Consider the following 21,361-nt stretch of genomic DNA (forward strand, 5'->3'; position numbering starts at 1 on the left):
TATGTCTCAGGCTGCGCTGAACACGCGAAACCGCGACGCAGAGGCCGTTACGACCTCGCGGCGGAATAATGGAACGCGTCTTGCAGGCATTATCTTCCTGCTGACGGTGCTGTGCACCGTGTTGGCCAGCGGTTGGGTGGTTCTGGGCTGGATGGACGATGCGCAGCGTTTGCCATTGTCGAAACTGGTGGTGACCGGCGAGCGTCATTACACACGTAACGACGATATACGCCAGTCAATCCTGGCGCTGGGCGCGCCCGGCACCTTTATGACGCAGGATGTGAATATCATCCAGAGCCAGATTGAACGCCTGCCCTGGATAAAGCAGGCAAGCGTAAGAAAACAATGGCCGGACGAATTGAAGATTCATCTGGTTGAATATGTGCCCATTGCAAGGTGGAATGATCAGCACATGGTCGATATCGACGGAAATGCGTTCAGCATACCGGCCGAACGAACCAGTAAACAGATTTTACCGATGCTGTACGGCCCGGAAGGCAGTGAAAGCGAAGTTTTGCAGGGTTACCGGGATATGGGGCAAGTGCTGGCAAAAGACAGGTTCACGTTAAAAGAGGCGGCCATGACCGCGCGGCGTTCATGGCAGATAACGTTAAGCAATGATATCAAGCTTAACCTGGGCCGTGGCGACACGATGAAACGTCTGGCGCGCTTTGTCGAACTCTACCCGGTGTTGCAGCAGCAAGCGCAGGCGGATGGCAAAGAGATAAGCTACGTGGATTTACGCTATGACTCAGGCGCGGCTGTTGGCTGGAAAGCGGCCCCTGTTCAGGAACCGAATCAGCAGCAAAATCAGGCACAACAGAATCAGGCACAGGCAGAGCAACAATGATCAAGGCGACGGACAGAAAACTGGTAGTTGGACTGGAGATTGGCACCGCGAAGGTGGCTGCTTTAGTAGGGGAAGTTCTGCCCGACGGCATTGTGAATATTATTGGCGTGGGCAGTTGCCCCTCCCGCGGGATGGATAAAGGCGGCGTAAACGATCTGGAATCGGTGGTGAAGTGCGTGCAACGCGCCATCGATCAGGCCGAACTGATGGCCGATTGCCAGATCTCGTCGGTCTACCTTGCCCTGTCGGGGAAACATATTAGCTGTCAGAACGAAATAGGTATGGTGCCTATTTCCGAAGAAGAAGTGACGCAGGAAGACGTGGAAAACGTCGTGCATACCGCCAAATCGGTGCGCGTGCGTGACGAACACCGTGTGTTGCACGTTATTCCGCAGGAGTACGCCATCGACTACCAGGAAGGGATCAAGAATCCGGTTGGTTTGTCGGGCGTGCGTATGCAGGCGAAAGTGCACCTGATAACCTGCCACAACGATATGGCGAAAAACATTGTTAAAGCGGTTGAACGATGTGGATTGAAAGTTGACCAACTCATTTTCGCCGGACTGGCGTCCAGCTACTCCGTGTTAACGGAAGATGAGCGCGAACTGGGCGTCTGTGTGGTCGATATCGGCGGTGGCACCATGGATATGGCGGTGTATACCGGCGGCGCTTTACGCCACACGCGCGTGATCCCCTACGCGGGGAACGTGGTGACCAGCGACATCGCTTACGCTTTCGGCACGCCGCCAAGCGACGCCGAGGCGATTAAAGTTCGCCACGGCTGCGCGCTGGGCTCGCTGGTTGGCAAAGACGAAAGCGTCGAAGTACCGAGCGTTGGCGGGCGTCCGCCGCGCAGTTTGCAGCGCCAGACGCTGGCAGATGTGATTGAGCCGCGCTATACCGAGCTGCTCAATCTGGTGAACGATGAGATTTTGCAGTTGCAGGAGCAGCTTCGCCAGCAGGGTGTGAAACATCATCTGGCGGCGGGGATTGTGTTGACCGGCGGCGCGGCGCAAATCGAAGGCCTGGCGGCCTGCGCGCAGCGCGTGTTCCATACGCAGGTGCGTATTGGTGCGCCGCTTAATATTACAGGTTTGACGGACTATGCCCAGGAGCCTTATTACTCAACGGCTGTCGGGCTGCTTCACTACGGGAAAGAAACCCATTTAAGTGGTGAGGCTGAGGTGGAAAAACGGGTGTCAGTTGGCTCATGGTTTAAGCGAATCAATAGCTGGCTGCGTAAAGAGTTTTAATTTTTTCAGAGACTGTAGAAAATTAACGGTCTCAGGCGACAGGCACAAAACGGAGAGAAATTATGTTTGAACCGATGGAATTAACCAACGACGCGGTGATTAAAGTCATCGGCGTCGGTGGCGGCGGCGGTAACGCCGTAGAGCATATGGTGCGCGAACGCATCGAAGGTGTTGAATTCTTCGCGGTGAATACCGATGCGCAAGCATTGCGTAAAACGGCGGTAGGTCAAACCATTCAGATCGGTGGCGGTATCACCAAAGGTCTGGGCGCTGGCGCTAATCCGGAAGTTGGGCGTAACGCGGCAGAAGAAGATCGCGAAGCTCTGCGCGCTGCGCTTGAAGGTGCTGACATGGTCTTTATCGCGGCCGGCATGGGCGGCGGTACGGGTACCGGCGCTGCGCCTGTCGTGGCTGAAGTCGCGAAAGATTTGGGTATCCTGACGGTTGCTGTGGTGACGAAGCCTTTCAATTTCGAAGGCAAAAAGCGCATGGCGTTTGCCGAGCAGGGTATCACTGAGCTGTCCAAGCATGTGGACTCGCTTATCACTATCCCGAACGATAAGCTGTTAAAAGTATTGGGTCGCGGTATCTCGTTGCTGGATGCTTTCGGCGCAGCAAATGACGTACTGAAAGGGGCGGTTCAGGGTATCGCCGAGCTGATTACCCGTCCGGGTCTGATGAACGTTGACTTCGCCGACGTGCGCACCGTGATGTCCGAAATGGGCTACGCGATGATGGGCTCCGGCGTGGCAAGCGGTGAAGATCGCGCCGAAGAAGCCGCAGAGATGGCGATTTCCAGCCCGCTGCTCGAAGATATCGATCTTTCCGGCGCACGTGGCGTACTGGTTAACATCACGGCGGGCTTTGACCTGCGTCTGGATGAGTTTGAAACGGTGGGGAACACCATCCGTGCCTTTGCGTCGGATAACGCAACCGTGGTTATCGGTACTTCCCTTGACCCGGATATGAACGACGAGCTGCGCGTCACCGTTGTTGCCACCGGTATTGGTATGGACAAGCGTCCTGAAATCACCCTGGTGACCAACAAGCAGGCGCAGCAGCCGGCAATGGATCGCTTCCAGCAGCATGGCATGCAGCCGATGCAGCAAGAGCAAAAACCGGTTTCAAAAGTGGTTAACGACAACACGCCGCAGACCGCTAAAGAGCCGGATTACCTGGATATTCCAGCGTTTTTGCGCAAACAGGCTGATTAAGAATAAGCTGGAAGTTGGGCTTCTTCGCTCTTTGTGCTAAACTGGCCGTCCGATTGTGTTATACAATTTGGATGGATTGGTAAACAGGCGAGATTATACGATGATCAAACAAAGGACACTTAAACGTATCGTTCAGGCGACGGGTGTCGGTTTGCATACCGGCAAGAAAGTCACACTGACGTTGCGCCCTGCGCCGGCAAACACCGGGGTCATCTATCGTCGCACCGACTTAAATCCACCGGTAGATTTCCCGGCCGATGCTAAATCTGTGCGTGATACAATGCTCTGTACATGTCTGGTCAATGAGCATGACGTGCGGATTTCCACTGTCGAGCACTTAAATGCTGCGCTGGCAGGGCTGGGCATCGACAACATTATTGTTGAAGTCGATGCGCCGGAAATTCCAATTATGGATGGCAGCGCTGCGCCTTTTGTTTACCTGCTGCTTGACGCAGGCATTGAAGAGCTGAACAGCGCCAAGAAATTTGTTCGCATCAAAGAGACGGTGCGTGTTGAAGACGGTGACAAGTGGGCAGAGTTCAAACCGCACAACGGTTTCTCTCTCGACTTTACCATCGACTTTAATCACCCGGCGATTGACGCCAGCACGCAGCGCTACGCGATGAATTTTTCTGCCGACGCATTTATGCGCCAGATCAGTCGTGCGCGTACCTTCGGTTTTATGCGCGATATCGAATACCTCCAGTCACGTGGATTGTGCCTGGGCGGTAGCTTCGATTGTGCCATCGTAGTTGATGATTATCGCGTACTTAACGAAGACGGTCTGCGTTTCGAAGATGAATTTGTTCGCCACAAAATGCTGGATGCAATTGGCGACCTGTTCATGTGCGGTCACAATATTATCGGTGCCTTTACCGCGTATAAATCCGGTCATGCGCTGAACAACAAACTGTTGCAGGCTGTTCTGGCAAAACAGGAAGCCTGGGAATATGTGACGTTCGAAGACGAAGCCGAACTGCCGCTGGCCTTCAAAGCACCTACTATGGTTCTGGCGTAACGTCAGAGCCTGAAAAGCGACTGGTTAACCTGGCACTCTCTCCGGTCAGGGAAGCCAGTCGTTTTTATTTGTGCGTTTTGCAACGCTCCTCCTTTATTCCTCTTTTATGCTTCATTTGTGCTGATAGTGGCGCGATCGCTGCTTTCATAACCACTTTAACCGCGTAATATCTGAATACTGCTGCGATGCAGGCTGCTTTAATGATAAGATTCTTGCGCAAAACGCGATAGACAATAAATTGTTACTCTTCTGGTGGGGCAAGTGAGCGGAATACTGACGCGCTGGCGACAATTTGGCAGACGCTATTTTTGGCCGCATCTCTTATTAGGGATGGTCGCGGCGAGCCTCGGCCTGCCTGCGCTTGCCAACAATTCCGAACCCACACAGCCCGCGCGGGAAAGCTCGCGTAATCATGACAGTAGCAGCACGGCTAAATTTACCAGTCTGGCCTTGCTGGAAGCCAATCGCCGCCCCAACTTCACCGTTGATTACTGGCACCAGCACGCTATCCGTACCGTTATTCGCCACCTTTCGTTCGCCATGGCGCCGCAAGCGCTACCGGTGGCAACGGAAGAGGCCTTGCCTGTCGAGGCGCACCATCTCGTTTTACTGGATACGCTCAGCGCGCTGCTGACCCAGGAAAGCAAGCCGCCGGCTATCGTCCGTCTGGCGACGACGACACCTTTCACTCCCCATAGCGCATTTCGTGTTGCTGCCTGGATTAGCCAGGTGCAAGGCATTCGCGCCGGGCCACAACGCCTTAGCTAGAAAAAGAACCGTATTTTCCTTTTTTAGCTCCGCAAAGCGGGGCGTTTGAGATATTGAATATGCTAATCAAATTATTGACCAAAGTTTTCGGCAGTCGTAACGACCGCACACTGCGCCGCATGCGTAAAACCGTCACCCAGATTAACGCCATGGAACCGGCAATGGAAAAGCTCACCGATGATGAGCTGAAAGCCAAAACCGCAGAATTTCGCGCGCGCCTGGAAAAAGGTGAAACCGTAGAAAGCCTGATCCCGGAGGCATTCGCCGTTGTTCGCGAAGCGAGTAAGCGCGTGTTTGGCATGCGTCACTTCGATGTACAGCTGCTGGGCGGTATGGTGCTCAACGAGCGATGCATTGCCGAAATGCGTACCGGTGAAGGTAAAACTCTGACCGCAACGCTGCCAGCCTACCTCAATGCGCTGAGCGGTAAAGGCGTGCATGTAGTGACCGTCAACGACTATCTGGCCCAGCGTGACGCCGAAAATAACCGCCCGCTGTTTGAATTCCTCGGTATGACCGTGGGTATCAACCTGCCGGGCATGCCGTCTGTTGCCAAACGCGAAGCCTACGCTGCCGATATTACTTACGGCACCAACAACGAATACGGCTTCGACTACCTGCGCGATAACATGGCCTTCAGCCCGGAAGAGCGCGTCCAGCGTAAGCTGCACTATGCGTTAGTGGATGAGGTGGACTCCATCCTTATCGATGAAGCGCGTACGCCGCTGATTATCTCCGGCCCGGCGGAAGACAGCTCCGAGCTGTACAAGAAAGTTAACAAAATCATTCCTTACCTGGTTCGTCAGGAAAAAGACGACTCTGACACCTTCCAGGGTGAAGGCCACTTCTCTGTCGATGAAAAAGCGCGCCAGGTGACGCTGACCGAACGCGGTCTGGTGCTGATTGAAGAGCTGCTGGTGAAAGAAGGCATTATGGAAGAAGGCGAGTCGCTGTACTCCCCGACGAACATCATGCTGATGCATCACGTTACCGCTGCGCTGCGTGCGCATGCGCTGTTTACCCGTGATGTGGATTACATCGTTAAAGACGGCGAAGTCATTATCGTCGATGAGCATACCGGTCGTACCATGCAGGGCCGCCGCTGGTCTGATGGTCTGCACCAGGCCGTGGAAGCGAAAGAGGGCGTTGAGATCCAGAACGAGAACCAGACGCTGGCCTCTATCACTTTCCAGAACTATTTCCGCCTGTACGAAAAACTGGCCGGGATGACCGGTACGGCAGATACCGAAGCATTTGAGTTCAGCTCTATTTATAAACTCGATACGGTTGTGGTGCCGACTAACCGCCCGATGATCCGTAAAGACATGGCGGATCTGGTTTATATGACCGAAGCGGAAAAAATTCAGGCCATTATTGAAGATATCAAAGAGCGTACCGCGAATGGCCAGCCGGTGCTGGTGGGGACAATCTCCATCGAAAAATCAGAAGTTGTGTCTAATGAGCTGACAAAAGCTGGTATCAAGCACAATGTTCTCAACGCGAAGTTCCACGCCAAAGAAGCGGATATCGTCGCGCAGGCCGGTTACCCAGGCGCAGTTACCATCGCCACCAACATGGCGGGCCGTGGTACCGATATCGTGCTGGGCGGTAGCTGGCAGACTGAACTGGCGGCGCTTGAAAACCCAACCGAAGAGCAAATTGCCAAAATCAAAGCGGACTGGCAGGAACGCCACGATGCGGTGCTGGCGTCCGGTGGTCTGCATATTATCGGTACCGAGCGCCATGAATCGCGTCGTATCGATAACCAGTTGCGCGGTCGTTCCGGTCGTCAGGGCGATCCGGGTTCCTCTCGTTTCTATCTGTCGATGGAAGATGCGCTGATGCGTATCTTTGCCTCCGATCGTGTCTCTGGCATGATGCGCAAGCTTGGCATGAAACCGGGCGAAGCGATCGAGCACCCGTGGGTCACAAAAGCGATTGCGAATGCGCAGCGTAAAGTGGAAAGCCGCAACTTCGACATTCGTAAGCAACTGCTTGAATATGATGATGTGGCAAACGATCAGCGTCGCGCTATTTATACTCAGCGTAATGAGCTACTGGATGTTTCAGACGTTAGTGAAACCATTAACAGCATCCGGGAAGATGTCTTCAAAGCGACGATCGATGCACATATTCCGCCGCAGTCGCTGGAAGAGATGTGGGATATTCCTGGTCTGCAGGAACGCCTGAAAAATGATTTCGATCTGGATCTGCCGATCGCCGAATGGCTGGATAAAGAACCGGATCTGCACGAAGAGACCCTGCGTGAACGTATTTTGCAAAATGCGATAGAGTCTTATCAGCGCAAAGAGGACGTGGTGGGCGCAGAGATGATGCGCCACTTCGAAAAAGGCGTGATGCTGCAAACGCTGGATTCCCTGTGGAAAGAGCACCTTGCGGCGATGGATTATCTGCGCCAGGGCATCCACCTGCGTGGCTATGCGCAAAAAGATCCGAAACAGGAGTACAAGCGCGAGTCCTTCTCTATGTTCGCGGCGATGCTGGAATCACTGAAATATGAAGTGATCAGCACCCTGAGCAAAGTGCAGGTACGTATGCCGGAAGAAGTCGAAGCCATGGAGCAGCAACGCCGTCAGGACGCTGAGCGTCTGGCGCAGATGCAGCAGTTGAGCCACATGGACGATCAGTCGGAAGCGGCCGCCGCGCTTGCTGCGCAAACCGGCGAGCGTAAAGTCGGGCGTAACGACCCGTGCCCGTGCGGTTCCGGTAAGAAATACAAACAGTGCCACGGTCGCCTTAGCTAAGCGCGCGGCACAATCAGGATACGCGAAATGCGATGCCTGTTCTTTGCCCGCAAATAAAAGCGTGCAATGAAAGCGCTTCGCGACCAGCGGTCTGAATAATTACAAAGGCGCAGATATCTGCGCCTTTTTTACGGAGCCTGCATGAAAATTTTAAACATCGCTGTTGGCATCATTCGTAACCCGCAAGGGGAAATCTTTATCACCCGTCGCGCTGCCGATGCGCACATGGCCAATAAGTGGGAATTCCCCGGCGGGAAAATAGAAGCGGGCGAAACGCCGGAACAGGCGATGATCCGCGAGCTACAGGAAGAGGTGGGTATTACGCCGCAAGGTGCCGTGCTTTTCGATAAGCTGGAATATGCGTTCGTGGATCGTCACATCACGCTGTGGTTCTGGCTGGTGGAAAACTGGCAGGGCGAGCCGTGGGGAAAAGAGGGCCAGCCTGGCTGGTGGGTTGCGCAGAGCGCGCTGGTTGCTGAGAACTTCCCGCCAGCCAACGAGCCGGTGATCGCCCGGCTGTTAACAGACCGCTGCGCGCCCGGCGAGGCCTGAGTTTAGTACTGCTCTTCGCTCCAGTCATCGCTGTCTGACTGATCGCCCGCGCTGGGAATGCGTTTTTCTTCAGCAGCCCACTCTCCCAAATCAATAAGCTGGCAGCGTTTTGAACAAAATGGGCGATACGGGCTGTGCTCGTTCCACGTCACGCTCTTGCCGCAGGTTGGGCAGCTTACAATGGTTTCTTCAGACATCTTTACTCCTTAACAGCAGGCCAGTTCAAAATCGAGACGCTCGGGTACGACACCGTTTTCGCTATCCAGCGGAAGAAAACGAATGGCAAAGCGGCTCTTATGGCCAGAAATTTGCGGGTATAACTGGTCTTCCAGCGGCAATTTGAGACGCAGCAGGTCGGCGTCTTCGCCATTATCCTGGTAAAAACCATTCAGGCTGGTCTGGCGACGAAATGGCGCGGCGTTACGAATAAGATCAAGGATCAAGGTAAGCGTTGCCGTCAGCGGTTTCAGGCTCTCCAGCCAGACGCTAACCTGCGTGTCGCGCTGCGCTTGCGGCAAATGCAGCCACATATGCAGGGTCGGCAGATCAAAGCTACAGCAACCGCCAGGAATGCTCAAACGCTGGCGCACCAGCGCTATCAGGCGATCTTCGCGCAGCAACTGACCGATGCGTGGCGCGCTCATCAGCGTGGCGCCGCTCTCTTTTAACTGCTGGCGAATCGCTTCGATACGGTTGAGATCGACGCCGGGCACATCGCTCCAGGCGCGTAGTTTACGCTGCTGGCGCTCCAGCTCTTTCAATAATTCAGTGCGGGTATCGCCGCGTTCAAACACATCCAGCAACTCGCCAACATTGCGGAAAAAATGCAACGCATCCGCATGACTGCTTAACGGGAGGCGGACTGTGAGCTGTTGCATTAAAAACTCGACACGCAGCCAGGTGCGCATTTTCTCGTTAAGCGGGTGTTCAAAAAGGATGTGGGTGTGCATTACGGGTTTTCCTTTGATACGGCCTGCGAAGCGTACTGCAAATACGCGGCGTGCAGGCGGGCGACATCCGATGCGATTTCATCCGGTGTGCCGTTATTGTCAATAATATCATCCGCGACGGCCAGTCGCGCTTCTCGTGTGGCCTGCGCCTCGATAATTTTTTCAGCATGTTCGCGACTAACCCCGTCACGCTGCATGGTGCGGGAAATTTGTGTCTCAACGCTGACATCCACCACCAGCACGCGATCGGCTTTATCTGCAAGCTGGTTTTCAACAAGCAGCGGAACCACCCATAGCACCCAGGGTGAGGTAGCCTGCGCAATCTCGCGCTGTGTCTGCTGATGAATAAGTGGGTGAAGCAAACCGTTAAGCCAGGATTTATCAACCGGAGAAGCAAAGATGCGTTCACGTAAAAGGCGGCGATTGAGTGAACCGTCCTGAAGGATCATATCAGGACCAAAATGTTCGGCGATGGCACGTAATGCAGACGAGCCGGGTTCCACAATCTGGCGGGCGATGATATCAGCGTCGATAACGTTAACACCCAACGCCGCAAAAGCATTCGCTACGGTACTTTTACCGCTGCCAATGCCTCCTGTTAACGCGACCGTATAACTCATAACAATAAATCCTGGAAATAATGTGCCGTAAATTGCCGCTCGTGAATAAATCAACCGCAAAATTCAAACTTTATTTGCAATGTTAATCAACGAGTTACAATTTCAATTATCAGCAAAAAAATGAATTAAACCGAACTTGCCTGTTCATCAGGTAAATTTATAGGATTGTAGCGTAAAAAAAGAGATTTTCGCAGTCTTGTGCGGCCCTTATTAGTGCGTATGATAACGTCACTGGAGTTGTGAGTTTGTCCTTTTGCTAATCACCCCAGGAATCCGCACATGCGTATTGAAGAAGATTTGAAGTTAGGTTTTAAAGACGTTCTTATCCGTCCTAAACGTTCCACCCTCAAAAGCCGTTCCGATGTTGAACTGGAGCGCGAATTCACCTTCAAGCATTCAGGGATGCGCTGGTCAGGTGTACCGGTTATTGCCGCCAATATGGATACCGTCGGTACCTTTGCGATGGCAAAAGCGTTAGCGTCATTCGACATTCTTACAGCCGTACATAAACACTATTCCGTCGACGACTGGAAAGCTTTCGCTGCGCGTGAAACTGAAGACGTGCTGCGCCATGTCATGGTGTCGACCGGAACTTCTGATGCGGATTTCGAGAAGACCAAACAGATCCTGGCTTTGCATCCTTCGCTGAATTTTGTCTGCATTGATGTGGCAAATGGCTATTCCGAGCACTTCGTACAGTTCGTTGCCAAAGCGCGCGACGCCTGGCCGAACAAAACTATCTGTGCCGGTAACGTCGTTACCGGCGAAATGTGCGAAGAGTTAATCTTGTCCGGCGCTGATATCGTTAAAGTCGGCATTGGCCCCGGTTCCGTATGCACAACGCGTGTGAAAACCGGCGTGGGTTACCCGCAGCTCTCCGCCGTTATTGAATGCGCGGATGCCGCTCACGGCCTCGGCGGGCAGATTGTCAGCGATGGCGGTTGCACCGTGCCGGGCGATGTGGCGAAAGCTTTCGGCGGCGGCGCGGACTTCGTGATGCTCGGCGGTATGCTGGCAGGCCATGAAGAGAGTGGCGGCACCGTCGTGGAAGAAAACGGTGAAAAATTTATGCTGTTCTACGGTATGAGCTCCGAATCTGCCATGAACCGCCACGTAGGCGGTGTCGCGGGCTACCGCGCGGCAGAAGGGAAAACCGTGAAGCTCCCCCTGCGTGGCCCGGTCGAGAACACCGCGCGTGATATCCTCGGCGGTTTACGTTCAGCCTGCACATACGTTGGCGCTTCCCGCCTGAAAGAGCTGACAAAACGCACGACTTTTATCCGTGTTCAGGAACAAGAGAACCGCGTTTTCAATAGCCTGTGATCTCCTCAGGCAGCCATGCGCTGACTGCTCTAGCCTGTACCGCCCATCGCATCACCCAGATGAAAGATGGGCAGGTACATGGCAACCACTAGCACCCCAATGATAAGCCCCGTCACCACCAGCAGCAGCGGCTCTAACACGCTGGCCAGCCCGTCTGCCTGCTGCATCGTTTGCTCGCTGTGATACTCCGCCAGATTGTTCAGCATGGTATCCAGCGCGCCGGACATCTCCCCGGTATGAATAAGCTGAATGCATAGAGGTGAAAATGCCCCGCTGCACGCAAGAGCAGTGGAGATCCCGGTGCCTTCGGTTATCTGCTGATGCGCCTGTTGCAAAATATCCCGCCACCAGGGGCAGGTGATGGTTTCCCTGATGCTTTCCAGGCCTGCAAGAAACGTGATACCTGCGCGCTGCGTGAGCGACAGCACGGTAAATATCTGGCTTAGCCGTTGGCCGCGCACCAGCTGGCCAATCATCGGGCAAGAAAGCAGCACGCGCTGTTGATAGCGTAACCACCCTTCATGCTTACGAAGCAGGGAAGCCGCAATACCGACCAGCAAAGCAATCGCCAGCAAAGGCAGCGCGCACTGCTGCATCAGCGCGGCACCGGCAATCACGCCACGCGTTAGCACTGGCAGCGGGGTGTTAAACGTCCGGTAGATGGCAGAAAACTCCGGCAGAACCAGGTACACCATAGCCAGCACAACCGCTGCGGTCAGCGTGAGGATTATTAATGGATAGCGCAGCGCTTTTTTCACTTTGAGCGCCAGCGCCTGCTGTGCTTTTTGCTGTTGGGCAAGCTTAAAACAGCACTCATCCAGCTTACCCGTTAACTCCCCGGTACGGATCATCGCAAGCCACAGAGGAGGAAACACCTCCGGCCACGGGGCGAGGGCTGCTGAGAATGTTTCTCCCTGCTCCAGCGCCTGCGCGAGGTGGCTCAATAAAGCCTGCCACTGGCTGGCGGAATGCTGTGCTGCCAGCAATTGCAGGCCATCCGGCAGCGACAGCCCGGCCTGCAGTAATGTTGCCAACTGGTGCAAAAGTGTGCAGCTGTGTTCAACACGCCACAGCGCCCGACGCACCGGGCGGCGTTTTAAGCTGAGCAGATGGATCTGTTGCTGCTGCATAAGATCGACAACAGCGGCACGGCTCTCGCTCCAGTGTGCTCCCGCCTGCAATGCTCCCGTTTTATCAATGCCGCGCCATTGCCAGAGTTGTTTACTCGCCATCCGGAAAACCCAGTATCCGTACCAGCTCTTCAAGTGTGGTCAGCCCTTGTTCGACTGCAAGGCAGCCGTTCTGAAACAAGGGGAGCATCCCACTACGTCGTGCGCACTGCTCTATTTCGTGCACGCTTTGATTGCTGGCTATCGCCTGGCGTAACTCGGTGTTGATGGCGAGGAGTTCAAACAGCGCTACCCGCCCATAAAAGCCGTGGTAGCAATGTTCACAGCCTTCTGCATGCCAGCGCGGTAGCGGGCGCGGCCACACTTCGCCTGGCAGATGCACGTCTTCCTCCTGGCGCATGCGGCAATGTGGGCAAAGTTTGCGCACCAGCCGTTGGGCAACGACCAGCGACAGCGCAGAGGCAATCATCCAGCGTGCAACGCCCATTTGCTCAATGCGAACCAGCGTTTCACAGGTTGAATTGGTGTGCAGGGTAGACAGTACCAGATGGCCCGTTTGCGAGGCTTTTATGGCTATCTCCGCCGTTTCGCCGTCGCGGATCTCACCTACCATAATGACGTCCGGATCCTGACGTAGCAGAGCGCGAAGCACGCTCTGAAATGATAACCCGCTGCGCGGATTAATCTGTGTTTGATTCAGCCCCGCCAGGGGGATTTCGACAGGATCTTCCACGCTGCACAGGTTTGCGTCGGGCCTGTTGCGCGCCTGTAATGCGCTGTAAAGGGTCACAGTTTTACCGCTGCCGGTGGGGCCGGTAACCAGTATGAGTCCCTGAGGCTGTGCCAGCGCGCTTTTAAAATGCGCCAGCTGTGACTCGCTCATCCCCAGCGCGTCCAGCTCAAGGGCCTGGTTGACCTGATGCAACAGGCGTAGAACCACTTTTTCGCCGTGGCGGCACGCAAGCGTGGCGATACGAAAAGAGATCTGCTCACCCGAGAGTTCAACGCTAAATTGCCCATCCTGCGGCAGCCGCCGTTCGGCGATATCCAGATTGCCAAGGACTTTTAGCCTGGCCGTCAGTGAACTGGCGATGCCAACAGGTAGCGAGGGCAGAGGATGAAGCACGCCATCAACCCGCAGCCGGATGCTGTAGTGATGCTCTGCTGGCTCGAAATGAATATCCGACGCACGTAGCCGTAACGCCTGCTGGAGTGTTTGATTGAGCAGCTCCACCGCAGACGCCGCATCATCCGTGACGGCTGGCAGGTGCGTTTGCGCCGCCATTTGATGGTGTTTGTCCATCTGCTCCGGTGTCCAGCAGCGGATATCGACACGTTTTTGCGCCGCAAAGCTGAGTGATTCCATCAGCGCCGGTGTTGGCGTTTCCACCACGGCGATGGTGAGCAAATCTGCATCGCTGTTTAATAGCACCGCGTTGTGTCGCTCGCAAAGCGCAACCAGTTTGTCATTTCTCATCGCGCCTCCTTACGGTTTTGTTGCGTGAAAGACATCTTCACACGCCTGTTGCAGGGCGCTATCCGCAGCGGTGTTACAGACCCGCTGCCAGCCTTGCATGCCGCCCGCGTTGCTCCATAGCGGCGTCATCACCACATTTAGCCCGCTGAGGCTTTCCTGGCCGCTCAACGAGACAATACCTTTCGCCACGCTCAGCGAGGATACATAGCGCGACGTTACCGGTGCCGGGATACCGTTACTGCCCGCATCGCAACCCTCTATGCCGCCGCGCTCAAGCGCGCATAGCTCTACCGCCGTTCGGTAGGGAATAAAGGTTTGCAACATATCGGTCAGCGCGGCTTTGCGCAGGTAGTTCTGGTAGGCAGGAATGCCGACGGCGCTCAGAATTGCGATAATGCCGATGACGACCATTAACTCGATGAGCGTAAATCCTTTTTGTTTATCCATGATGGGCTCCTTATGCAGAGCCGCTACTTTGTCAGCAGAATTTTTTTCCGGCGAGAGGCAAAAAAAGGTTCAGGAAGGCAGCTTCAGGATTATTTTATGGCTTACAGCCTGATGCAAAGAATATGGGAGAGAGTACGCAAAACGGGCCGTAGCCCGTTAGGTTTAGCGGCGGATTTAGCGAAACCGCATCGACAGATCGAGGGCGCGAACATGCTTGGTCAGCGCGCCCACCGAGATATAATCAACGCCGGTTTGCGCGTATTCACGCAGCGTTGCTTCTGTGACATTGCCTGAGACTTCAAGCTGCGCCTGGCCGTTAGTGCGAACGACGGCTTCGCGCATCTGATCGACCGTAAAATTATCCAGCATAATGATATCCGCGCCCGCTTTGAGCGCTTCGTCGAGCTCATCAAGCGATTCGACTTCGACTTCAACAGGCACGTCAGGATGCAGCCAGAACGCTTTCTCAATGGCCTGGCGCACGGAACCCGCGGCGATGATATGGTTTTCTTTGATAAGAAACGCATCGGACAACCCAAGCCGGTGATTGGCTCCGCCTGCGCAAAGTACCGCGTATTTCAGCGCACTTCGCAGCCCTGGCAAGGTTTTTCGCGTATCGAGCAGCTGCGTTTTCGTGCCTTCCAGCAGCGTGACGTAGTGGCGCACGACGCTGGCAACGCCCGATAATGTCTGCACAAAATTCAGCGCGGTGCGCTCGCCGGTCAGCAACAGTCGCGACGGGCCTTTTAGCTCAAATAATGGCTGGTCAGCGCGAATATCATCACCGTCGGCCACATGCCATAAAAGGGTGACGGCATCGCCCGCCAGCTGGATAAATACCTCTTCAACCCAGCGTTTACCGCAAAATACGCCGTCTTCGCGGGTAATCACCACCGCATGGGCGATGTTCTCCGGTGGTAATAATTGCGCGGTAATATCATTGTTCGCATCAATTTCTCCACCCAGATCTTCGCGCAGCGCGTGAGCAACAGCAGCAGGGATGTCCAGTTCAATACGTTTAAGCAGTGCGTCACGTCGAAGGTCGGGGTTATAGCGGCGAGGCGGCATGATAAACTCCAAAAAGGGTAACGAATCACAATGTTAGGTTCGGGAAGCCATTACGGGGTACAGCATAACATGCTACTCTGAAGCGAGTTTGTGCACCATCCTGGGTAAGGAGTTTCTTATGCATCTCAGCAAGGGCTGGCTGGTGGAGGCGCGGCATGTGCCGTCTCCCCATTTTGATTGCCGCCCGGATAATGAACAGCCGTCGTTGCTGGTCGTTCATAATATTAGCCTACCGCCGGGCCAGTTTGGCGGCCCCTGGATAGATGCGCTCTTTACCGGCACCCTGGATTGTGATGCCGATCCCTTTTTTGCTGAGATTGCCCATCTGCGTGTTTCGGCCCATTGCCTTATCCGCCGCGATGGGGAAATTGTGCAGTATGTGCCTTTTGACAAGCGCGCCTGGCATGCGGGCGTTTCTCATTACCAGGGGCGGGAGCGCTGCAATGATTTCTCCATCGGTATTGAGCTGGAGGGGACGGACACCGAGCCTTATACCGAGGTACAGTACCGCCAGCTGGCCGCCGTGACGCGCACGCTGGTTGAGCTTTATCCGTCGATTGCCGACAATATGACCGGGCATTGCGACATTGCCCCGGAACGTAAGACCGATCCCGGACCGGCCTTTGACTGGGCGAAATTCCGTGCGCTGGTGAGCGGCGCATCAGAAAAGGAGATGCCATGACGTTATTTACCCTGCTGCTGGTGCTTATCGCAGAACGCCTGTTTAAACTGGGCGAGCACTGGCAACTGGACCACCGGCTGGAGACGTTGTTCCGGCGGGTCAACGCCTGGTCCATGTTCAAAACGCTGCTGATGACGGCGCTGGCCATGCTGGTGACGTTTCTGATTTTGCGCGCGCTGTTGGGGCTGTTTTTTAATGTTCCGTTGCTGGTGGCGTGGATCCTGATTGGTCTGCTGTGCATCGGGGCGGGCAAGGTGCGCCTGCACTATCATGCTTATCTGAAAGCGGCGGCGCGTAACGACAGCCACGCCCACGCGGCGATGGCCAGCGAGCTGACGCTTATCCACGGTGTGCCGCCGGGGTGTGATGAGCGCGAGTTTCTGCGCGAGCTGCAAAATGCGCTGCTGTGGATTAACTTTCGCTATTACCTGGCACCCATGTTCTGGTTTATTGTTGGCGGTCCGTGGGGGCCGGTACTGCTGGTCGGTTATGCTTTTTTACGTGGCTGGCAATCCTGGCTGGCGCGCTATCACACGCCGAATGAGCGCCAGCAGTCCGGTATTGATGCCATTCTGCACGTCCTGGACTGGGTACCAGTGCGCCTGGCGGGCGTAGTGTATGCGCTGCTCGGTCACGGTGAAAAAGCGCTGCCAGCGTGGTTTGCCTCACTGGGCGATCGCCACACTTCGCAATATCAGGTGCTGACCAGCCTTGCGCAGTATTCGCTGGCGCGCGAGCCGCACATGGATAAGGTCGAAACGCCGAAAGCCGCCGTGTCGATGGCGAAGAAAACCTCCCTGGTGCTGGTGGTTGTGGTGGCGCTGCTGACGATTTACGGCACGCTGATCTAGCCAGCGTGCCGCCGCTTTACTGATTATCCGCAGGCGGGATACCAAAGTCAGGCATCCCGTTTTCTTGCCAGCGAATGGTTTTCAGGCGGGTGTGGCGATTGGGATCGTAGAGCGGATCGCCTTCGATTTCAGTGTAATTACGCGCATGATAGACCAGCACATCTTCCCCTTGCGGGGTCTGCGTAAAACTATTATGCCCCGGCCCATACTGGCGGTTTTCATTGCTGGTTTTAAAGACCGGCTGCGGCGATTTGTGCCAGTTTTCCGGGCGCTGCGGGTCAGCGTCGGCATCTATCCACAGCAGGCCCATACAGTAGTTTTCATCGGTTGCGCTGGCGGAGTAGCTGATAAAGAGCTTGTCGTTATGAAACAGCACTGCCGGGCCTTCGTTGACCAAAAAGCCCCGACACTCCCAGTCGAACTCAGGCTTACTTAGCAGCACCGGTTTGCCTTTTATTGTCCACGGGTTTTCCATTTCCGCCAGATAGAGGTTGGAGTTGCCCGGAATATCCGGCGCTTTCTGCGCCCACAGATACCAGCGTTTTCCCTGGTGTGCGAAAGTCGTGGCATCGAGAGCAAATGTATCGTAGTGGGTTTTAATCTGCCCTTTTTCTGTCCAGCGCCCGGTTAACGGATCGGCGTCGCTGCACTCCAGCGCAAACATGCGGTGCTGGAACATATTCAGCTCGTCAAGTTCACGTGTCCCGGCGGCGGCGAAATAGAGATACCATTTGCCATCAATATGATGAAGTTCCGGCGCCCAGATAAGTTCGCTCATCGGGCCGCTTTGCGGTTTGCGCCATACCACAACACCTTCGGCTGTGCGCAGCCCCTCAAGCGAGCTGGCGCGGCGAATCTCCAGCCGATCGTATTCCGGCACCGAGGCAACAAAGTAGTAGTCATTTTCATCGCGCAGGATATAAGGGTCTGCGCGTTGTTCGATAAACGGATTTGGCCATTGAGTCATTATGCTTTCCTTACGTTATCGCCTGTCGGAACGTGCTGGTTTTCATTCAGTTCGCGATAATTGACGCGGCGTTTTTCCAGATCCACCTGGATTTGCTTCATCAGTTCACGATCTACTTTCAGCAGGCGAACCACACCTGCGGTTATCAGATAGCCTACGCCTGGGATAACGGTGAACAGCAGCATGATGCCGTGGACAGCGCTGGCGCTTTGCTGTTTCGCTCCGGCGTCATAACCGTACCAGGAGAGCAGGAACCCGACCATCGCACCGGCGATAGCCAGCCCGACTTTCAGGAAGAACAAGTTGCCGGAGAAGCTAATACCGGTGATACGTTTACCGGTTTTCCACTCGCCGTAATCGTCCACATCCGCCATCAGCGACCAGTGCAAGGGCGAGGGGATCTGGTGCAGGATATTGAGCAGGAAGTAGAGCACCACAATCATCATCGTGGCCTGCGGGTCGAAGAAGTAGAACGCGCAGGAGAAGATAGCCAACGCGATATTGGTCCAGAAAAAGACTTTCAGTTTGCACCAGCGGTCGGTCAGCACCTTCGCCAGCATACTGCCTATCATCATGCCGACGACGCCGAGGCTGATAAAAAGGGTTGCAAAGTGCGCACTTTGCCCCATGACCCAGGTGACGTAATACATGGTCGCCGCCATACGGATAAAACCGGGGCAGACGTTGCACAACGTCAGCAGCAGAATGCGCACCCACTGATCGTTCTTCCAGACATCTTTTAAATCTTTTTTCAGATCGTCATTGGTGGGCACCGCCGGGCGGATGCGCTCGCGTACGGTTGCAAAACAGAACAGAAACATACACATGCCGATAAACGCCAGCACCGTCATCGCCATCTGGTAGCCTTTGGCTTTGTCTTCGCCGCCGAACCATTCCGCCATTGGCAGAAGAGTCAGCGACAGGAGCAGGGTGGCAATGCCGACCATCACAAAGCGATACGACTGGCACGCAACGCGCTCTTTCGGATCGTTGGTGATAACGCCCCCCAGTGAACAGTAGGGAATATTGATTGCGGTGTAGGTCAGCGAGAGCAGGAAGTAGGTCACGAAGGCATAGATAACCTTGCTATTGTAGGTCCAGTCCGGGGTGGTAAACATCAGCACGCTAAACACCGCATATGGCAGGGCTATCCATAACAGCCACGGTCGAAAACGCCCGTATTTACTTTGCGTCCGGTCGGCGAGCGCCCCCATTATCGGGTCGGTCACCGCGTCAATAACACGAATCGACAGCAGCAATACCCCGACCAGCGCGGGAGCAAGGCCGAAGATATCCGTATAGAAATAGTTAACAAACAACATGATAGCGCCAAAGATGATATTGCACCCTGCGTCGCCCATGCCATAGCCGATCTTTTCTTTAACAGACAGTTTATTGTTGTCCATTGTCGGTTCTCCCTGTGAGGTATGGGAGAAGTATTCGCCTGATGGATTATTTTTGCGCAGCAGAATTACGCCGCAGAGATGGACAAAATAGCTGTGAAAGAGAAAGTGTGAGGCAGGTAGCACCCTCTCCTGGTGGGGAGAGGGTGGGGAAATTAGTTTGCGCTGGCCGCCTGTGTGCGTTTCTGTTTACAGAAATAGCCAACGGCGAGGACAGCAATCCATACCGGGATCAGCCAGACCGAAATGGCCATGCCTGGCGTCATCAGCATGATGACCAGCACACCCGCCATAAACAGCAGGCAGATCCAGTTACCGAGCGGATAAAACAGCGCCGGGAAGCGCGGCGTTACACCTTGTTGCTGCTTCGCGCGGCGAAAACGCATATGCGCCAGGCTAATCATTGCCCAGTTGATAACCAGGGCAGAAACCACCAGCGCCATCAGCAGGCCAAACGCGGATTCCGGCGCCAGGTAGTTAATCAGCACGCACAGCGCGGTGACACCGGCAGAGACGAGGATAGTGTTTACCGGCACGCCGCGTTTATCGACTTTTTGCAGCATTTTCGGCGCGTTACCCTGCTTAGCCAGACCAAACAGCATACGGCTGTTGCAATAGACGCAGCTGTTATAAACAGAGAGTGCGGCGGTCAGCACCACAATATTTAAGGCGTTGGCCACCAGCGTATCGCCCAGCTCGTGGAAAATCAGCACAAATGGGCTAGTATCTGCGGTGACGCGCGTCCACGGCAGCAAAGAGAGCAGCACCGCCAGCGAACCAACATAGAAGATAAGGATACGGTAGATAACCTGGTTGGTGGCTTTTGGAATGCTTTTCTCCGGGTCATCTGCTTCGGCGGCAGTGATGCCGACCAGCTCCAGACCGCCAAAAGAGAACATAATGATCGCCATCATCATCACCAGCCCGGTCATACCATGCGGCAGAAAACCGCCTTGCTCCCACAGGTTGCGTACCGTCGCTTGTGGGCCTGCGTTGCCGCTAAACAGCAGCCAGCCGCCGAACAGGATCATGGCCACCACGGCCACTACTTTAATAATGGCGAACCAGAACTCCATCTCACCGAACACTTTGACGTTGGTCAGGTTGATGGCGTTGATAAGCACAAAGAAGGCGGCGGCGGAGACCCAGGTCGGGATTTCCGGCCACCAGAACTGAACGTATTTCCCGACGGCGGTCAGTTCGGCCATCGCAACCAGCACATATAATACCCAGTAGTTCCAGCCGGACGCGAAACCGGCAAAACTTCCCCAGTATTTATAGGCAAAGTGGCTAAAGGAACCTGCTACCGGCTCCTCGACCACCATCTCACCGAGCTGGCGCATAATCAGAAAAGCAATAAAACCAGCGATGGCATAACCGAGAATTATCCCCGGCCCTGCGGATTGAATAACGGACGCGCTACCCAGAAACAGGCCAGTCCCGATAGCACCCCCGAGCGCGATAAGCTGTATATGGCGGTTCTTAAGGCCGCGCTTTAGCTGATCGCCGTGCTGTTGACCTTCCATCATGAAACCTCGTGTGTGGTTATTGTTGTCTACGCTGTCGTTTGCGTGTAATGGATAAATTCCATTTTATGTATTTATTTGTTTACGAATAACTTATGTGAATTTCCACACATCCCTTTCGTTAACTTAAGAATAGTGATAAGGGCAGGCGAATGCATCTGATTTATTACGCCGTGGTAACGACCCGGACAAAAAGAAACCAATTGTAAGCAGGGCATCTACCACCAGATTAGGTGTGGTTTTTTCTTTTATGCAGATATATCGAATAAAAAATCATAAATTCATGAACTGAATCGGTTCAGATATCACTTTTTTGCGTTTCAAAGAGGTTAAATCTGCCTCTTTGTGGGTAAACGTCTCTTTTGTGCATCGTTACATTTTTGAAACGCTATTTCTGTAAGATTGTTAAAATGTGCATGCTTTACTGACTTCAATCAAAACCTGTATGGACAGAAGGTGAATACTTTGTTACTTTAGCGTCAAGAACATGAAATTGG

20 protein-coding genes are annotated in these 21,361 nt (G+C 54.4%); 10 read left to right on the forward strand and 10 right to left on the reverse strand.

The genetic code is table 11. The features are described from left to right. The first annotated feature begins 1 nt into the window (after position 1). The 7 genes from ftsQ (at position 2) to mutT (ending at position 8,420) form a co-directional block, all read left to right on the forward strand. The gene (gene ftsQ, locus ACTU3N_RS02685; RefSeq protein WP_443084585.1) at positions 2-850 is read left to right on the forward strand and encodes a cell division protein FtsQ; all 849 of its coding nucleotides are present in this window, start codon (positions 2-4) and stop codon (positions 848-850) included. Continuing rightward, complete coding sequence (gene ftsA, locus ACTU3N_RS02690) at positions 847-2,103, forward strand: cell division protein FtsA (RefSeq protein WP_443084586.1); 1,257 nt, start codon at positions 847-849, stop codon at positions 2,101-2,103. Before ftsQ ends, ftsA begins: the two co-directional genes overlap by 4 nt. Before the next feature lie 62 nt (positions 2,104-2,165). Further along, a complete protein-coding gene (gene ftsZ, locus ACTU3N_RS02695; protein WP_443084587.1) occupies positions 2,166-3,317 on the forward strand; it encodes a cell division protein FtsZ in 1,152 nt (383 codons plus the stop codon). A 100-nt stretch (positions 3,318-3,417) separates the two neighbouring features. Then, positions 3,418-4,335 (forward strand): UDP-3-O-acyl-N-acetylglucosamine deacetylase, encoded by a 918-nt coding sequence (gene lpxC, locus ACTU3N_RS02700; RefSeq protein ID WP_443084588.1) that lies wholly within the window; start codon positions 3,418-3,420, stop codon positions 4,333-4,335. 261 nt (positions 4,336-4,596) lie between these two features. Then, positions 4,597-5,103 (forward strand): secA translation cis-regulator SecM, encoded by a 507-nt coding sequence (secM, locus tag ACTU3N_RS02705; RefSeq protein ID WP_443084589.1) that lies wholly within the window; start codon positions 4,597-4,599, stop codon positions 5,101-5,103. Positions 5,104-5,153: 50 nt separating this feature from the next. Then, entirely contained in the window at positions 5,154-7,868 is a 2,715-nt protein-coding gene (secA, locus tag ACTU3N_RS02710) for a preprotein translocase subunit SecA (RefSeq protein ID WP_443084617.1), read from the forward strand. Positions 7,869-8,009: 141 nt separating this feature from the next. After that, a complete protein-coding gene (gene mutT, locus ACTU3N_RS02715) occupies positions 8,010-8,420 on the forward strand; it encodes an 8-oxo-dGTP diphosphatase MutT (protein WP_443084590.1) in 411 nt (136 codons plus the stop codon). 2 nt (positions 8,421-8,422) lie between these two features. On the opposite strand, the gene yacG is transcribed toward mutT, so the two are convergent. From yacG to coaE, 3 genes are read right to left on the reverse strand one after another with little or no spacing between them, the layout of a single operon-like run. After that, the gene (gene yacG / locus ACTU3N_RS02720) at positions 8,423-8,617 is read right to left on the reverse strand and encodes a DNA gyrase inhibitor YacG (protein WP_443084591.1); all 195 of its coding nucleotides are present in this window, start codon (positions 8,615-8,617) and stop codon (positions 8,423-8,425) included. 9 nt (positions 8,618-8,626) lie between these two features. Next, positions 8,627-9,370: a cell division protein ZapD gene (zapD, locus tag ACTU3N_RS02725; RefSeq protein WP_443084592.1), complete on the reverse strand. Its 744-nt coding sequence runs from the start codon at positions 9,368-9,370 to the stop codon at positions 8,627-8,629. Then, the gene (coaE, locus tag ACTU3N_RS02730) at positions 9,370-9,990 is read right to left on the reverse strand and encodes a dephospho-CoA kinase (protein WP_443084593.1); all 621 of its coding nucleotides are present in this window, start codon (positions 9,988-9,990) and stop codon (positions 9,370-9,372) included. The genes zapD and coaE overlap by 1 nt, the downstream gene beginning before the upstream one ends. 279 nt (positions 9,991-10,269) lie before the next feature. Between coaE and ACTU3N_RS02735 the strand changes: the two genes are divergently transcribed. Further along, positions 10,270-11,313: a GMP reductase gene (locus ACTU3N_RS02735; protein WP_443084594.1), complete on the forward strand. Its 1,044-nt coding sequence runs from the start codon at positions 10,270-10,272 to the stop codon at positions 11,311-11,313. A gap of 29 nt (positions 11,314-11,342) precedes the next feature. On the opposite strand, the gene hofC is transcribed toward ACTU3N_RS02735, so the two are convergent. From hofC to nadC, 4 genes are all read right to left on the reverse strand, one after another. Then, entirely contained in the window at positions 11,343-12,545 is a 1,203-nt protein-coding gene (hofC, locus tag ACTU3N_RS02740; protein WP_443084595.1) for a protein transport protein HofC, read from the reverse strand. After that, complete coding sequence (gene gspE, locus ACTU3N_RS02745) at positions 12,535-13,920, reverse strand: type II secretion system protein GspE (protein WP_443084596.1); 1,386 nt, start codon at positions 13,918-13,920, stop codon at positions 12,535-12,537. The genes hofC and gspE overlap by 11 nt, the downstream gene beginning before the upstream one ends. A 9-nt stretch (positions 13,921-13,929) precedes the next feature. Further along, positions 13,930-14,367 (reverse strand): prepilin peptidase-dependent pilin, encoded by a 438-nt coding sequence (ppdD, locus tag ACTU3N_RS02750; RefSeq protein WP_443084597.1) that lies wholly within the window; start codon positions 14,365-14,367, stop codon positions 13,930-13,932. A gap of 174 nt (positions 14,368-14,541) precedes the next feature. Continuing rightward, positions 14,542-15,435 carry a carboxylating nicotinate-nucleotide diphosphorylase gene (gene nadC / locus ACTU3N_RS02755; RefSeq protein WP_443084598.1) on the reverse strand — a complete coding sequence of 298 codons (894 nt, stop codon included), beginning with the start codon at positions 15,433-15,435 and terminating at the stop codon, positions 14,542-14,544. Positions 15,436-15,553: 118 nt separating this feature from the next. On the opposite strand from nadC, the gene ampD reads away from it, so the two are divergent. Further along, positions 15,554-16,117, forward strand: coding sequence for a 1,6-anhydro-N-acetylmuramyl-L-alanine amidase AmpD (gene ampD / locus ACTU3N_RS02760; RefSeq protein ID WP_443084599.1), 564 nt, complete (start codon positions 15,554-15,556; stop codon positions 16,115-16,117). Further along, positions 16,114-16,968, forward strand: a complete 855-nt coding sequence (gene ampE, locus ACTU3N_RS02765; protein WP_443084600.1) for a beta-lactamase regulator AmpE — start codon at positions 16,114-16,116, stop codon at positions 16,966-16,968. The genes ampD and ampE overlap by 4 nt, the downstream gene beginning before the upstream one ends. Positions 16,969-16,984: 16 nt before the next feature. Here the strand turns inward: ampE and ACTU3N_RS02770 are convergent, their stop codons facing one another. The 3 genes from ACTU3N_RS02770 to aroP all read right to left on the reverse strand — a co-directional run bounded on the left by ACTU3N_RS02770 (position 16,985) and on the right by aroP (position 20,867). Then, a complete protein-coding gene (locus ACTU3N_RS02770; protein WP_443084601.1) occupies positions 16,985-17,935 on the reverse strand; it encodes a glycoside hydrolase family 43 protein in 951 nt (316 codons plus the stop codon). Beyond that, positions 17,935-19,341 (reverse strand): glycoside-pentoside-hexuronide (GPH):cation symporter, encoded by a 1,407-nt coding sequence (locus ACTU3N_RS02775; protein ID WP_443084602.1) that lies wholly within the window; start codon positions 19,339-19,341, stop codon positions 17,935-17,937. Before ACTU3N_RS02775 ends, ACTU3N_RS02770 begins: the two co-directional genes overlap by 1 nt. A 152-nt stretch (positions 19,342-19,493) precedes the next feature. Then, positions 19,494-20,867, reverse strand: a complete 1,374-nt coding sequence (aroP, locus tag ACTU3N_RS02780; RefSeq protein WP_443084603.1) for an aromatic amino acid transporter AroP — start codon at positions 20,865-20,867, stop codon at positions 19,494-19,496. Positions 20,868-21,361 lie beyond the last annotated feature (494 nt).

The sequence above is a fragment of the Vagococcus sp. WN89Y genome (assembly GCF_052220145.1).
Classification (GTDB): domain Bacteria; phylum Pseudomonadota; class Gammaproteobacteria; order Enterobacterales; family Enterobacteriaceae; genus Kosakonia.

Bases quoted from the DNA above. Each gene is read 5' to 3' on its own strand.
- ampD (WP_443084599.1), top strand. From the start codon at position 15,554: ATGCATCTCAGCAAGGGCTGGCTGGTGGAGGCGCGGCATGTGCCGTCT.
- lpxC (WP_443084588.1), top strand. From the start codon at position 3,418: ATGATCAAACAAAGGACACTTAAACGTATCGTTCAGGCGACGGGTGTC.
- ftsA (WP_443084586.1), top strand. From the start codon at position 847: ATGATCAAGGCGACGGACAGAAAACTGGTAGTTGGACTGGAGATTGGC.
- ACTU3N_RS02770 (WP_443084601.1), bottom strand. From the start codon at position 17,935: ATGACTCAATGGCCAAATCCGTTTATCGAACAACGCGCAGACCCTTAT.
- zapD (WP_443084592.1), bottom strand. From the start codon at position 9,370: ATGCACACCCACATCCTTTTTGAACACCCGCTTAACGAGAAAATGCGC.
- ftsZ (WP_443084587.1), top strand. From the start codon at position 2,166: ATGTTTGAACCGATGGAATTAACCAACGACGCGGTGATTAAAGTCATC.
- ppdD (WP_443084597.1), bottom strand. From the start codon at position 14,367: ATGGATAAACAAAAAGGATTTACGCTCATCGAGTTAATGGTCGTCATC.
- mutT (WP_443084590.1), top strand. From the start codon at position 8,010: ATGAAAATTTTAAACATCGCTGTTGGCATCATTCGTAACCCGCAAGGG.
- ACTU3N_RS02775 (WP_443084602.1), bottom strand. From the start codon at position 19,341: ATGGACAACAATAAACTGTCTGTTAAAGAAAAGATCGGCTATGGCATG.
- gspE (WP_443084596.1), bottom strand. From the start codon at position 13,920: ATGAGAAATGACAAACTGGTTGCGCTTTGCGAGCGACACAACGCGGTG.
- aroP (WP_443084603.1), bottom strand. From the start codon at position 20,867: ATGATGGAAGGTCAACAGCACGGCGATCAGCTAAAGCGCGGCCTTAAG.
- coaE (WP_443084593.1), bottom strand. From the start codon at position 9,990: ATGAGTTATACGGTCGCGTTAACAGGAGGCATTGGCAGCGGTAAAAGT.
- ftsQ (WP_443084585.1), top strand. From the start codon at position 2: ATGTCTCAGGCTGCGCTGAACACGCGAAACCGCGACGCAGAGGCCGTT.
- ACTU3N_RS02735 (WP_443084594.1), top strand. From the start codon at position 10,270: ATGCGTATTGAAGAAGATTTGAAGTTAGGTTTTAAAGACGTTCTTATC.
- ampE (WP_443084600.1), top strand. From the start codon at position 16,114: ATGACGTTATTTACCCTGCTGCTGGTGCTTATCGCAGAACGCCTGTTT.
- nadC (WP_443084598.1), bottom strand. From the start codon at position 15,435: ATGCCGCCTCGCCGCTATAACCCCGACCTTCGACGTGACGCACTGCTT.
- hofC (WP_443084595.1), bottom strand. From the start codon at position 12,545: ATGGCGAGTAAACAACTCTGGCAATGGCGCGGCATTGATAAAACGGGA.
- yacG (WP_443084591.1), bottom strand. From the start codon at position 8,617: ATGTCTGAAGAAACCATTGTAAGCTGCCCAACCTGCGGCAAGAGCGTG.